This window comes from Rhizobium sp. A22-96 (assembly GCF_053521805.1).
In genome coordinates this window covers 1,354,688-1,367,742 of sequence record NZ_JBNWDQ010000001.1, presented here as the reverse complement: position 1 = coordinate 1,367,742, position 13,055 = coordinate 1,354,688, and the positions used below count along the sequence as shown (strand labels likewise).

Sequence of the window (13,055 nt, the reverse complement as noted above, 5' to 3'; positions counted from 1 at the left end):
CCCCGCACACAAACCAACATCTGAAAAGGACTGGACATGCTCTCCAATCTCATCGCATCCCTCTTTGCAACCTTCGCGCTTGCCCCTCTGCAGGCCGAGATCGAGCGGTACGCCACCGCTGCAGGCCAGCCGGTCGAGATCGTCAGGCAGTCGCAGGCATGCCTGACGACCGAAGGGCCGCTGCTGGTAAAGCGAGCATCGGAAGATATGGTCTGGACCATCTCCACCGTTGTCGGCGTCGCCACGGGCTGGAGCGATCCTGTGGATCTGCTCAACAAGAACAACCCGGATTGCGCAGCCGTCATCGGCCTTCTCAAGAATAAAGGCGCCGACGAGGCCTGATAGGCTGCCAGCGCAGCCTCCTCCGACAATTCCATCCGGGGAAAGAGGATGACGGAACAGACAGAAGACGTAGCATCCGCTCGCCTCTACGAATTGGCGAGGCTCGCCCAGTCCCAAGGCGGCATCTCCTTGGGCGAAATTCTCTGCGCTCTTGGCCGCACGAGCATGGCTTTCACCATTCTCGTTCTCGCATTGCCGCCCATGATCCCCATACCGGGACCGTTCGGTGTGGTGTTCGGAACCGCCCTTGCCATCGTTGCTGCCCAGATCGCAGTTGGCCGCCAGTCCATTTGGCTTCCATCCTTCCTCAGCCGGCGCCGACTGTCGCCGGCTGTCGTGGAGCTCATGGTTCGCTACAGCGCACCGATCCTTGCCAGGGTCGAGGCCATGGTTCGCCCCGGTCGTCTGGCCGTCTTTACAGGCCGGACAATGCAATGGCTGATGTCATTTCCGATCTTCGTGTTGGCGGTCGCCATCGCCCTGCCAATCCCCCTCGGCAATTTCCTGCCGGTGCTGGCGCTTATCGTCATTTCCGTCGCCCTGATCGCCAGAGACGGATTGCTGGTGCTGGCAGCTCTGCTGCTATCCGCGCTTGCATTTGTTGCAACGGCCTGGCTGATGCAAATGGCACTGACCGGCTTGACCGCAATCGCATCCTGAAATGCGGGCTGGAAGCAGCGCCGGAAAGCGATGAAGAAGGTGAGGTCGAATTGCCGCACCGTGCTGTAGTGTGGCAATCTGGGTCTTGCCACCCACGACGTCCTCTCCAATTATAGCGCCTACATCGCAAGGCTGACCTCGTAGGCGTTGCGTCCACCAAGGACTGGATCTTCCATGGTTTTCTGCCCCTCGCCATTCACTCGGGTCGCCACACTTGCCAGCGCTGGAGCCCTGCTGCTCAGCGCGCAGATTTCAACGGCGCAGGATTTGCCTGTCCAATCTCAATGGCCCGACACGCCGACGTCGCGGGTGGAAGCCCTTGCAATCCTGCAAACGCTGAATGCCGATCTTCTCAGCAATGCCAGCGCCACGCTGACGCTCGATCGCTGGTGCGCGGCGCACAAGCTGGCGCCGGCGGGCTCCAAGATTGTGGCACAACGGGTCCGCGGTCAGGACAAACCGGCCGATGCCCATATTCGCGAGTTGCTCGCGGTCGGGCCGAGCGAACCGGTCGCCTATCGCCGCGTTCGACTGGCGTGCGGCGATCGCATCCTGTCGGAGGCCGATAATTGGTATGTACCGGCAAAGCTGACTTCCGAAATGAACGAGGCCCTGAACACGAGCGATGTCGCCTTCGGCCGGGCAGTGCAGGCTCTCAAATTCACGCGCACGAACCTGTCGGCTCAATTGCTATGGTCGCCGCTTCCGCAGGGTTGGGAGATGGGGACGGCCCTTCCCGCATCCGGCACGGGCTCGCTCACCCCGCCGCCCTTCGTTCTCGAACACCATGCCGTGCTGAAACTGCCCGACGGCACACCGTTCAGCGCGCTGGTCGAGAGCTATACGCGCAGCGTATTGGATTTTCCGGCTCCGCCCGCACGATGAGTCTTGCCACCGGACATTTGGTTTAGAAGCGCACATCAGAGACAAAGTACACCGCGCTACCACACAATCTGGCGTCATGTTGCCGTATTGGGGATTGCTGAGTCCCGCGATTCCGCGAGCTGCATGGCTCAAAGGTCTTGCTCCAGCCTTGTGCCATACAGGGAAAAAGCCAGCTTCACACAAGTCATTCTCGTTATCGTGGCGGCATCAGCAACGTGCGAGGAACCAATGAGCATCTTTGGTAGCATGAAAACGGCAGTTTCAGGCATGAACGCTCAAGCAAACAAGCTTAGCACCGTGTCGGACAACATCGCGAACGTCAATACAACGGCCTATAAGTCGGCAACCGCCAGCTTTTCGTCGTTGATCCTGCCCTCGGGCGGCGGCAACTACAATTCCGGTAGCGTCGAGACGAATATCAGCTATTCGGTAACGCAGCAGGGCGACGCCATCTCCACTTCGTCGGGTACCGACCTGTCGATCCGCGGCGCCGGCTTCTTCGTCGTGCAGGCAGCAGACGGCTCGACGGTTCTGACGCGCGCGGGCGACTTCACCCCGGATGCCAACGGCAATCTCGTGAATTCCGCCGGCTACACCCTGATGGGTTATTCCTACGCATCGGGAGCACCGGCTGTCGTCGTCAACGGCTTTGATGGCCTGGTGCCGATCAACGTCAATCAGAGCGGCCTTGCCAACTCACCTTCTACCTCGGGTAGCTTTACCGGCAACCTCAATTCGGGTGCAACGGTCGTCGTGCCGAGCACGACCGAGACACTGCCGAGCGCCAACAAGGCGACGACCACAGCCAATACCCAGAAAAGCTCGGTCGTTGCCTATGACAAGCTCGGCAACACCGTTATGTACGACATCTATTACACGAAGACCCAGGCTGCATCGCCTGCTGTCGCCGCTGACCCGACCGCCACTCCGCCGATCGTAGCGGTCCCAGCGAAGGCGGATCAGTGGGAAGTCGCCGTCTACCGCAATGCCGATGCGGCGACGGGTACCGGTTCGTCTTTCCCCTACTCGTCTGGCCCTGTTGCCACCAGTACGCTGGCGTTCGATACAAGCGGAAATATGACAAGCGGTGGCAGCTTTACGATCACCGATCCAAAGACCGCCGGGTCGATCACGATGGATCTGACCAAGATGACCCAGAAAGCCTCGGCTTTCGCCTCCACCGGTTCGACCAATGGACAGGCGGCGGCAGCAGTCACTGGCGTCACCATCGACAAGAACGGTATCGTCTATGCCAATTATGCGAAGGGCGACCCGAAGGCTATCTATCAGATCCCTCTGGCAACCGTCGCAAGCCCGGACAAGCTGTCGCTCCTGAGCGGCAACGTCTATCAGGCCAATGCCGACTCTGGCGTAACCGTCACGAGCTTCGCCAACAGCAATGGCCTTGGCTACATTCAGTCCAACTCACTGGAAGCTTCGAACGTCGACCTCGCTGGCCAGCTCACCGACATGATCCAGGCGCAGAAGAGCTACACCGCCAATTCCAAGGTGTTCCAGACCGGCTCCGACCTGTTGGACGTCCTGGTCAATCTCCAGCGCTGATTTTTCCTCCGCGCAGTCAAAGGGCCCTTCGGGGCCCTTTTTTATTTCTCGCTGCGTTCGGCTGGTTCGGCGCAAATCTGCGTCGCGAGCTCTTCCTTACTGCGATGCCTCCAAATTCAATTGCCTGGCGCCGAGATAGTCGTCCGCTCCCCGAAGCCGAAATTCAGCCACATTTGCGCCGTTATGCCCTCGGAATGCTGGGCGATGCGGTTTAAGCAAGTCTGATAAAAAGCTTGTGATCTCTATCGTGACTGTCGCCATTTTCCGGCATCGTTAGGGTCTCGTTCAGCAAAGCAGCGCACAACTATGATTTCTGGATCTGAGTACGTGTCGGTCAGGCTTGTGGGGCGGGCAGGCTGTCATGCCGCTCTCATCGGCGACGATGTACCGAGGTCCACGGTATTTAACAGGAGATCCAAATCAGTGCGGTCGAGACGTGCCCCCAGAAGCATCGCCAGGATGCTTAGCCTTTGTACCGTCGCCATCCTCATTGCCAGCGCGCCGCAATCATTTGCTGCGGGACAGCAGTCCGATGTTCCAGCTTGGCTTACGGCCCATATGGGCCAAGGTGACGGTCAGATCGCCCGCCCGGTCCTGCAGAGAGCCCGCGCGCTCTACATGCGCAAGGTGAGTGAAGGCAAGGTCAGGAACCCCTGCTACTTCGCAATGGACGCAACACGTCCCAACGACCCGAGCGACGGCGGCCGGTTTTACATCGTCTGCGAGGCCAGCCAGACATTCCGGGTCGTTTCATCCGGACACGGCAGCGGTCGCGATCTCAAGGGTGTCGTTGATTTCGGCAACGGACGCATGTGTGCCAGGAACTTCGGCAACGCCATGGATTCAAACCTGACGACCGGCGGCTCCTATATGACCGAGGAGACGAAGACGACGTTCAAGGGCTATTACCCTGCCTCGCAGACCAAGGACGTTGCCTATCTCCGTACCTTCCTTCAGTTCGACGGCGAGGGTGAGACCGCAAATGCCCGGCAGCGGGCAATCGGCGGGCATGCCGCAGCAAAGGTCGCCGGCGTCTGCATGAAGAAGGATCCGCAAAGCCCATATGCCAACCGTGACGGCTACGTGCCGCTCGGTAAGCTGGTGGAATATGCCGGTGGCCGTAGCGACGGCTGCACCAGCTGGGCAGCATCGGATGCCAACCAGATCATTTCGATGGTGAAGGACAATCCGACGACACTCTACATCTATCCGGAGTCATCCGATATCAACGCGATCGCAAAGACGGTCGCTGGGGGTCGCTCACCACCGCAGGCGGGATTGTACTGGAACGACTCCTGCCTGAAACAAATCGGCGCTCCGAAGTTCTGGCCGAAGGAATCTCTCGAGCCGGTCATCGTCCAATACAAGAAGGATCATCCGGCGCCGCCGGCAAAGCCCATACCCATTTGCCAGTAAGCAGCCGTTCTCGACAAACGGGGAGGCAAGAGATTATCCGTCGAACCGACACGCTCTTCCTTCCTGTCTTTCACGAGCCCCTGATGGCTGTTTTTCAAAACAGGGCGAAAAAGCGGAAAGGCATGGACTTTTCTGCGCAATTAAGCGATAAAGGCACAGGGTTTCGGCGGTCTATAGGTCTCTTTTCCATATTTTCTCGCCACTGATATCGAATTTTTCCGATGTTCTACCCGATTGATTTCATTTAATTAAAGTCTCGAAGCTGAAGTTATCAGCCGCTTTGCTTCTCCCAGGCATACGAATGCCATGGGGCAACGCCTGCCAAACTGATTTTTCCATCAGTGCCGTTATTGTGTTTCAAGCCGGGAATTGCTCTCGAAGTGAAGCTTCCGCTGAGGGGAATCCTAACGATCTAGGCCAATTTCTGTGTACCTACGGCGGTATTGGCCCTCAGCAGGGACATCAGCATTGGACCGATCGCAAACTCTCCCTTCTGGCTTCGGCGTGTGAGATCGCGGAGATAAGCGCCAGCGGATTTGATATGCGAGGTTCTCTCCAGAATGCAGGCTATCACCGTCGCGGTGTTCTCCGGCCCCAGGATCGCGCAGGCCTGATGGTGGGCCTCAGGGCTGATATCAAGCATCGATTTGACGATGACTGAGGCTGTCATCAGATCGCGCCAATTTCCGATCCTGCCGCCCGGACCGTAGGCAGCAATTTCCGGACATGCTCTCATGACCATGTCGAGGGGAAATGCTTTGACTGCGATAGGCTCGTTCTTGAGCCTTTCTGGGCGCGGCTCGGTTGCGGCAGATGAAAGCCCGTTTTCTTCAAGCGAGCGATTTAGGGGCGCCAGGTGTGGGTTTGGCCGCATCTCTACCGAAGCCACGGACAACACAGCGGGCTGTTTTTGCCGTTGCGCTTCAGATTCAGATAGGGATTCTGAGTCTGAATTCTGTATGTGCCGCTCATTTTGATAGGGATTGCCGCTTGGTTTTGTTGTTTTTGCGTGTTTTTCCAATCGGTTGACGATTTCGTCCTGCAGTCGACCGAGTTTCGACAGCAAAGCTTCGAGCTCTTGGATGTTGGGCGAGCGTGGAAGATTGTCGATGAGGCTACGGAAGCCGGAATGAACGGCCTCCCACTGACCCTCGACGCGGTCTGAGAGCGCTGTTTCGATAAGCTTGAGGATGTCACGCCTGTGAAGGCTGACGCGCTCTCTCAGGCTCTGCAGATGAAGGCGCTCGGCAACGACCTCGGCAGCGAGATGTTCGATCTCTTCCGCGCGAGAAACCAGCGGAGCCAGCGAAAAACCATAGGCCTCGTTGACCTCTCCAGCCCTGCTTCTGCGAGCATAGCGTTTGCCGTTCGGACTATCGCGCCGGACGATAAGACCAGCTTCGATCAGGGCCGCAAGGTGACGGCGGATGGTTTGCTCGGCCATGCCATGGGCGCGCAGAGACAATTGTGCGTTCGAGGGAAATACGACCAGATTAGCTCCATCCGAGAGTTCATTCTTCGGATAGAAGCTCAGGAGTGCGCTGAGAACGGCAAGCGCTCGGTCCGTCACACCGAGAATAGGCTTGGCTTCGCAGAGCGCACGATGGATCTTCCACTTATCGACCGACTTGGCTGGCCTGGCATGTTCAGCTCTTCTCTGGGCTATCAACATGCCAAGCGTCATCGGCCGCCGCCCAAAGGGCGTCGTCACGTATTCAGTGTCCATTTTTCTTCACCTACGTTGAGGCAAAAGAAATTTGCTCACCAAAACGATGCCAAAGACTCTTGACTGTGATTCGGGGAAATGCGATTCTCGATGTGCTTAAGATCGGAGAAGGGCTTCCACGATGGTATCGTTTGGGGGCCTTTTTCTTTTGCGGCTTACGTTTCCTTTCCCTGCTGGAACTCAGTGAAAAGACCCTTCAGTCTCTCCTGCACAAACTGGTCGAATCCAGGTGCCGCCTTGCTGTCGAAAACAAAGGTGGCACGCGCTGGCGTTCTCTTAAATGTCACGGGTACACCGGATATGGCGGATGGTTCCACGATCGGCTTTGTGGATGCAGGCTTGCCAATCGCCAGAGCCATGGCCTGCTGAAAACGTTCATCGCTGGATAACTTGCGACTGTTGTCCGCGGACAACTCGGCGACAATCGGTTCAGAGGCAACGCCCTCAAGGCGCTCTCCCAGCTCCAACCACCGTCTGCGCCCAATCTCCGGCGCCGGGCCAATCGAGCTGATAAGGGCCAGAGGCACCTGCCTCATGACGATCAGCATCTTTGACAACGCAGCCTTATCCACGCCAAGCGCGGCCATGATGATATCTCTGCCAAAATCACGTTGCTCAAGTCGGAGGGCAAAGAGAGCCCGTTCGATATAGGACAGGTTCGTGCGCGCACTGTTTTCCTGACCTTGGCTTACAACGAGCTGATCGTCGGTAAGCTGACGGACAACGGCACGCACCTTGATGCGAAGTTCCTTTGCCGCAGCCAGGCGCCTGTGCCCGTAGGCAACCTGATAGCGCCCTCTGGCCTCGGGATGCGGACGCACCAGGATGGGTACCTGCTGGCCGTGTTCGCGTATCTGTTCAACGAGCTGACCAAGCTCAACCGGATCGATCTCAAGGCGGTCGGTGACGAAGGAACCATCAACGAGATCGGGATCGACCTCGACGATGGTCTGACCTTCCGCCAGCTGTCGTTCGAGATCGCTGGCCCGCTCCATCTTTTCGGTGATGTTGCCAAGCGTTCTGGTGATGCCGCCAACGGGGCCGCCGCTTCTTGCCTGCGGCAGAAAGCCGGCAATAGGCCGGGTGTCTTTTGCCGGCACGGTATCGGCGCGCCCCGTATTCGGAGCCGAAATTTCAATCAGGTTCTTGCGCGCCATCTATCTATTTCCTTCCCCAGGTGGAACGGAGATGCGTCTCGATCTCGCTGTTCACCAGATTGAGCGATTCCAGCGCGCGATCGTAAGTGCCGCGGGTGAACTGAGCTCGTTCGACTTCGTAAAGGGTTTGCTTGGTGACACCGGCATCGGCAACAGCCGTCGACTTGACCATGGCATTGTGGAGCATGCGATTGCCGAAGATGGCTTTCATAAAGCCGGTCATCTGGCTCTGAGGCCCATCGTTCGGCTCGAAGCGAGTGACGAGATAGCGCATCCAGTCGTAGCTGGTGCGACCCCCTGCACTCTCGACCACGGACATGAGTTCGCTGGTCATGGTCAGGAACTGGGACATCGACATGACGTCGAGCATCTGCGGGTGAACGGTGATCAGAATGGAGGTCGCCGCGCAGAGCGCCGACATCGTCAAGAAGCCGAGCTGCGGCGGGCAATCGATGACCACGACGTCATAGAAGCTTTCGATTTCCGTCAAAGCTTCGCCGATACGGGCGAAAAACATCGTCTCTGCCCTGCCCGCTGCCATCGCCCGCGGCGTCTCATGCTCGAACTCCATGAGTTCGAGATTCCCGGGTATGAGATGCATGTTCGGCGTATAAGTCGATCGAACGATGTCCGAGATCGGCCGTGGCGCCTCATAGCGGATGGCGCCGTAGAGCGTTTCGCCTTCGCCCACATCAAGCTCGGGTTGGTGCCCGAACAACGCGGACAAGGAAGCCTGCGGGTCGAGATCTATGGCCAGCACCCGGTATCCTCTCAGCGCCAAATATTGCGCGAGATGGGCCGCTGTCGTGGTCTTGCCCGAGCCGCCCTTGAAGTTCATCACCGAAATAATCTGGAGCTTCTCGGACCCCTTGCGCTGAGGCACGTATTTGGGCGTTCCGTTCCGCTCATCCAGAACCTTGCGGATGCGGTCCATATCGTCGGCGGTGTAAAGCCTGCGGCCATTTGCCAGCGGGTCCGGTCCATGGCCTTCGGCGGCGATCTGGCGGAGATAGCCTTCTCCGATGCCGATAAAGGCGGCGGCTTCCGCCGGCGAAAACATCCGCATCGTCTTCTGCGACTGAGGCGGGAAGAGCTTTGCCTGGTGTTGCTGGAGCTGATAGGACAGCTCTTGCGCATCTGTTGCCAGAAGCGTCGGAAGGTGCTCTTGTTCGTCCTGGAGCAGGGGACTCGGTTGCATTGTCTTTTTCCCAATTAACTGCGCAATTGTTGCGGAAAGCCACGGAACTACGCAGTTACAATATGCTCCGATTCGTGTCCGTTTTACAAATGCTTAAACAATTGGCATTTTTTCTTGGTTTTTCGCTCAATAGCTGTGCAGGAAACCCGCTTTCAGCCGATCGCATTCCAATGAATATTGAGACTGCGAGATCGGCACGAGAGGCGGAACTTGCTCTGTTCCGGGGAGCGGTTTCCCGTCCGAAGGTAGTCCGCGGACTACTGGCCTTGCTGAGCGCTGGTGGGTGCCTTCGTGTAAGAAGCTGAGGCGAGTCGTTTAGTGCGGCATATGTTCTCGTTGAACTGGTAGTCCGCGGACCACACCTTAGGCCGATGTGGTCGTTCCCGCTGAGCGAACTTCCTTATAGAAGTGGGAAAGGTAAGTTTGCAAAGCCATTCATAGCACTCGTTCGCTCAACGGCCGCAACGGCCTCGGCGATCGCTTTATCGAGCCACGCCATCGGAAAGCTTGCGGCGGCCAAGAAGCGAGGCGCGGATCAGGTCTGCTTTGCTGACTGCCGGTGGCGCCGGCTTGGGCTCAGGTTGATGCACGGGTGCCTTGGTCTGTGTCTGCCGCAATGTTGTTAGGCGGTGTTGCGCCGCCAGCCGGTCCTCGCTCGAGAGCGGTTCGGTCGGATTCCCCGAAATATCATGCCGCATCGAGTCAGGCTGCGCGCAGGCAAAATAATATTGCTTGGAATGGAGGAATGCACTGGTTGCGCGGCGAAGCGACATGACGGGCACATCGGGTTTCAAGAGGGGGCGAATTTCACTCCAAAGCCCAAGCGCGAAAGGGCGAACGGGATCGCCTGGCCTGGAAGGCAGAATGTCAATGCGCTGAAGCAGAAGCGTATTGATCGCGTCCGCCTTCTTGACATCGAGCGCGGTTGCCACGATCGGACCATTGTTTGTCATCCAAGGTTCTTCCATGAAATCGTTCCTCTGCCTCGAAATCCATTACGAACTGATTGTGAAGTGATTTTGACGGGGAGCAAAAGAATCCACCGCCGATTGATGATGGCTACGCCGCATATATGAGCGGGTGACAGCTGCAGCAAGTTTTGGTTAACGGGATTTTTATAGTTGGGCGGATAACTTGCGTCTGGCCGCGAAAGGTATTGAGTACGCGGCGCCCACTCGGCCGAAAAACGGCCAGCCATAAAGATCTCATTTGCCAATGCCATCAGGTGCAGAGATTTTTTCCCCTCATTGCTCATTGATTGATACAGTGATTGACCTGTCGTCCCCTGACGCAGGAGATCTTTGGGGAGAGTACCCAACTCGCGCTGTTAGCTAAAGATCCATAGCGTCGCAGGCCCACCTTTTTCGGAGATGTTTTCGTATCGGCTATTTGCGGGCGCGCGATATGTCCTTCCTCTTTGATAGGAGTCCTGCGAGATCGCCGAAGTCCCCCACCGAGCATCCGGATGCCTGAGGCTGTGGGACCAACTGTATTGGGGGGAGGGTAGGCCAGGTCAATTTCAACATGAGATCTCGGCGTTGAGTTCTATCTCCGGCCATTCGGTTCACGTCTCGCCACTCCAGACGGAAGCAGTTTGGGCGCCAGAGTGGCGAGAGGTTTAAATATGTCGGTGATAACCCGCTCAGGTTTTGCGAGTGCCGGTTGGCGAATGCTCGCTGTGGCGGTACATACGGCATCGTGATCGGCCAAGCCTGAGTCTGAGTCGATGAGCCGCCTTCTGGAGAGATATCTTGAGCATCAAAGCATTTCTGTCTCTGAGCGCTGTTCTATCGCTTTCATTTGGCTCGAGTGCCCTAGCCTTCGATAAAGCGACTTTTTTCGATGCGGCGCTCTGCAAGCCGGCCTATACGACGGCCTCGGCCACGAAAATGTACGACGAAGCGGAGAAGCTTGCGAAGGCCGACATGTCGCTGATGACGGCGGCTATCTACAAGTTGCCCGCGGACTTCGGCCGGCAGGGTTTCAAGACAAGCGAACTCGTCTTTGCCGGTTCGAGCTTTGGCGTTCTGGTTGAGGGCTTGCGAGCCGACGACCTCGCCAAGGCCTATCAGTTGAAGTCGGACGATCTTGGCAGCCTTCTAGGGACGGCGACGAAGGCGTACGCACGCGCCCTGCCGAAGTCTGCTCAGCCGACTGCCGATATGGGGATCGTATCGATCATTGCCCGTGAATCCGCCGCCTTCCCGGGCAAAACACTACTCGCCTGCGAATTCGTGACGAATGAGGATCGCGAGGCCATGAAGCAGCTTCAGGGAAAATGAAACTATCGCATAGTGCATTCAGTTCCGGCGACCGCGCGCAGAAGGTACGCGCGGGGTATCCCATCGGGGCACCTGCTCAATTCAGTGAGCATTCTGTTAGCGAGAGCAGAGGCTTGAGGTCAATGACCGCTCTTGATCAGCAGCGGTGGCCCTACTTGAAGGCAGCATCGCCAACGGAAGTTATGCGTTATTTTGTTTCCCATATGGAAAAGGCCATAGCTAATTCATATGGTTAATATTGCCTAAATTTCGAACGGCGTTGGGCAGAAGCACGTACGCGGGGCAGAAGGGGTGGCAGCTATGTTGATCGGTACGCCGTGGGCGTTATTGCAGATTGACAAGTCTGATGGGATCAATGATCTTTATATTAGGCCTGTGCAGCCTGCCGCTCGCGCCAAGTTTGGTTTGGTGAATGCACTTGGATACCGGGTTCGACTTCCAGCCCTTTCGGCAGTCGGTCAGCAATGCGAGCACTGACAAATAGATTGCCATGGAGGAACTGGAATGTTCAACACCGTCGCTATCAAAGGCATGGCAAAGGCCATGCGTGACGCTCTCAGCAGTCGGAAAATCGATCTTTCTCATAGCGAATGCCTTGAGTTGATTGCGAAGCAATTCGGTATGAAAGATTGGAATGCGCTTGCTGCTGTGCTCGGGCCAAAGGGGGTAGAAAAACCACTTTTCTTCTCCGTGATTGGCGAAGAAATGAAGCTTCACAGGACAACAGAGAAGCTCAATGTGAACGACACTGATCTGTCGGGATCGACCTTCAACGATGCAAATCTCTCAGGCACGACGTTCAATCAAATTAATTTTTCTGGAGCTAGGTTCAACGATAGCAATATGAGCGGATGGTACGTCAATGACGTCAATCTTTCGGGCTCGCGCTTTCAAAACATCAACTTTTCTGGGGTTGAGTTCGCCAACTGCCGGCTTATGGGTGCGACACTCGACGGCATACCTTTCGAAGAGATGGTCGAGGCGTATGAGAAGTCGCAGAACTCCTAGGTATCGCGGGTGAGGCGTCCATCCATTCTATGAAAACAGCTGTCGCAATAGTCTGCAATCGTGACCGACTAATGCGACAGCGTTCCCGCGGCTTCCTGCAGACCATCAGGACGAGGCATTGTCTTCGGATGAGTTGCGGCGCTTCGCGCCTATCGCAAAACGCTTCTTGATCCTGTCGACCGGTGTTCCATCCGATAGGGGGACTTGAACGAGCCAGTCATAGGTCTCGAAGCCCATCTTCTCGTAATAGGCAAGACCACTGACGTTGTCGGCGCGAATAGTCGCATTGATGAATTCGAACCCGAGCTCTTCTGCGGCAGCTCGGGTTGCAGGGAAGAGAGCGCTTCCCACGCCGCGCGCACTTGAGTTCATACGGGCAAATGTCGCGATGTCGGCGAATCCTTTCGGTGGATCGCCATATAAGCTCAGGGACTGAAAACCGACGAGCAATCCGTCGTGTTCGGCAACGTGGCAAACGAGGGCGAACTCGCCATCGATGAACCACTCCGCAAATTCCTCAGCCGAAAGCGGCGTCTCGAGCGCGGTGGTTCCGCCGGCCCGGATGATTTCATTCAGGAGACCGGATAGCTCCTTGGCGTCGGCAGTGACGGCCTTTCGAATATGCATGCTTTTGTTACCCCGTTTTTAGGCTGAGAACGAATTAGCGCCTGGAAAATGCAGGTGACGGCTTAGCCCATGGTGCCGTCAGCGCGGCTTGCGGCACAACTTTTGAAGATCATCGCTCAGCCCTGCAATTTGAAGCAGCCAAGGAAATCCCTAGCCGAAAGCCGGAGCGATTACGATCGATAAACTCAACT

General features: G+C 57.0%; 12 protein-coding genes. 7 read left to right on the top strand and 5 right to left on the bottom strand.

What is annotated here, in order from left to right; all coding sequences use genetic code 11:
• Window positions 1–36 precede the first annotated feature (36 nt).
• The 5 genes from ACQZ6F_RS06115 to ACQZ6F_RS06095 all read left to right on the top strand — a co-directional run bounded on the left by ACQZ6F_RS06115 (window position 37) and on the right by ACQZ6F_RS06095 (window position 4,866).
• Window positions 37–342, top strand: a complete 306-nt coding sequence (locus ACQZ6F_RS06115) for a hypothetical protein (RefSeq protein ID WP_077471545.1) — start codon at window positions 37–39, stop codon at window positions 340–342.
• 48 nt (window positions 343–390) lie between these two features.
• A complete protein-coding gene (locus ACQZ6F_RS06110) occupies window positions 391–1,002 on the top strand; it encodes an exopolysaccharide biosynthesis protein (RefSeq protein WP_449093064.1) in 612 nt (203 codons plus the stop codon).
• A 174-nt stretch (window positions 1,003–1,176) separates the two neighbouring features.
• A complete protein-coding gene (locus ACQZ6F_RS06105; RefSeq protein ID WP_449093063.1) occupies window positions 1,177–1,887 on the top strand; it encodes a hypothetical protein in 711 nt (236 codons plus the stop codon).
• Between the two features lie 228 nt (window positions 1,888–2,115).
• Window positions 2,116–3,450, top strand: a complete 1,335-nt coding sequence (locus ACQZ6F_RS06100; RefSeq protein WP_077471542.1) for a flagellar hook protein FlgE — start codon at window positions 2,116–2,118, stop codon at window positions 3,448–3,450.
• Window positions 3,451–3,873: 423 nt separating this feature from the next.
• Complete coding sequence (locus tag ACQZ6F_RS06095) at window positions 3,874–4,866, top strand: hypothetical protein (protein ID WP_449093062.1); 993 nt, start codon at window positions 3,874–3,876, stop codon at window positions 4,864–4,866.
• Window positions 4,867–5,278: 412 nt separating this feature from the next.
• On the opposite strand, the gene repC is transcribed toward ACQZ6F_RS06095, so the two are convergent.
• The 4 genes from repC to ACQZ6F_RS06075 all read right to left on the bottom strand — a co-directional run bounded on the left by repC (window position 5,279) and on the right by ACQZ6F_RS06075 (window position 9,915).
• Window positions 5,279–6,592, bottom strand: a complete 1,314-nt coding sequence (gene repC, locus ACQZ6F_RS06090) for a plasmid replication protein RepC (protein ID WP_449093061.1) — start codon at window positions 6,590–6,592, stop codon at window positions 5,279–5,281.
• Between the two features lie 155 nt (window positions 6,593–6,747).
• Window positions 6,748–7,749 (bottom strand): plasmid partitioning protein RepB, encoded by a 1,002-nt coding sequence (gene repB / locus ACQZ6F_RS06085; protein WP_449093060.1) that lies wholly within the window; start codon window positions 7,747–7,749, stop codon window positions 6,748–6,750.
• Window positions 7,750–7,753: 4 nt separating this feature from the next.
• On the bottom strand, window positions 7,754–8,947 hold the full coding sequence (gene repA, locus ACQZ6F_RS06080; RefSeq protein WP_077471538.1) for a plasmid partitioning protein RepA: 1,194 nt from the start codon (window positions 8,945–8,947) through the stop codon (window positions 7,754–7,756).
• A 482-nt stretch (window positions 8,948–9,429) separates the two neighbouring features.
• The gene (locus tag ACQZ6F_RS06075) at window positions 9,430–9,915 is read right to left on the bottom strand and encodes a ProQ/FINO family protein (RefSeq protein WP_077471537.1); all 486 of its coding nucleotides are present in this window, start codon (window positions 9,913–9,915) and stop codon (window positions 9,430–9,432) included.
• Between the two features lie 783 nt (window positions 9,916–10,698).
• Between ACQZ6F_RS06075 and ACQZ6F_RS06070 the strand changes: the two genes are divergently transcribed.
• Both ACQZ6F_RS06070 and ACQZ6F_RS06065 read left to right on the top strand, forming a co-directional pair.
• Window positions 10,699–11,229 (top strand): hypothetical protein, encoded by a 531-nt coding sequence (locus ACQZ6F_RS06070; RefSeq protein WP_449093059.1) that lies wholly within the window; start codon window positions 10,699–10,701, stop codon window positions 11,227–11,229.
• A 504-nt stretch (window positions 11,230–11,733) separates the two neighbouring features.
• Window positions 11,734–12,237: a pentapeptide repeat-containing protein gene (locus ACQZ6F_RS06065; protein ID WP_246662772.1), complete on the top strand. Its 504-nt coding sequence runs from the start codon at window positions 11,734–11,736 to the stop codon at window positions 12,235–12,237.
• A 105-nt stretch (window positions 12,238–12,342) separates the two neighbouring features.
• Here the strand turns inward: ACQZ6F_RS06065 and ACQZ6F_RS06060 are convergent, their stop codons facing one another.
• Window positions 12,343–12,864 (bottom strand): N-acetyltransferase family protein, encoded by a 522-nt coding sequence (locus ACQZ6F_RS06060; RefSeq protein WP_449093058.1) that lies wholly within the window; start codon window positions 12,862–12,864, stop codon window positions 12,343–12,345.
• Window positions 12,865–13,055: the final 191 nt, after the last annotated feature.

Bases quoted from the DNA above. Each gene is read 5' to 3' on its own strand.
- ACQZ6F_RS06065 (WP_246662772.1), top strand. From the start codon at position 11,734: ATGTTCAACACCGTCGCTATCAAAGGCATGGCAAAGGCCATGCGTGAC.
- ACQZ6F_RS06100 (WP_077471542.1), top strand. From the start codon at position 2,116: ATGAGCATCTTTGGTAGCATGAAAACGGCAGTTTCAGGCATGAACGCT.
- ACQZ6F_RS06115 (WP_077471545.1), top strand. From the start codon at position 37: ATGCTCTCCAATCTCATCGCATCCCTCTTTGCAACCTTCGCGCTTGCC.
- repC (WP_449093061.1), bottom strand. From the start codon at position 6,592: ATGGACACTGAATACGTGACGACGCCCTTTGGGCGGCGGCCGATGACG.
- repA (WP_077471538.1), bottom strand. From the start codon at position 8,947: ATGCAACCGAGTCCCCTGCTCCAGGACGAACAAGAGCACCTTCCGACG.
- ACQZ6F_RS06075 (WP_077471537.1), bottom strand. From the start codon at position 9,915: ATGGAAGAACCTTGGATGACAAACAATGGTCCGATCGTGGCAACCGCG.
- ACQZ6F_RS06060 (WP_449093058.1), bottom strand. From the start codon at position 12,864: ATGCATATTCGAAAGGCCGTCACTGCCGACGCCAAGGAGCTATCCGGT.
- ACQZ6F_RS06110 (WP_449093064.1), top strand. From the start codon at position 391: ATGACGGAACAGACAGAAGACGTAGCATCCGCTCGCCTCTACGAATTG.
- repB (WP_449093060.1), bottom strand. From the start codon at position 7,749: ATGGCGCGCAAGAACCTGATTGAAATTTCGGCTCCGAATACGGGGCGC.
- ACQZ6F_RS06105 (WP_449093063.1), top strand. From the start codon at position 1,177: ATGGTTTTCTGCCCCTCGCCATTCACTCGGGTCGCCACACTTGCCAGC.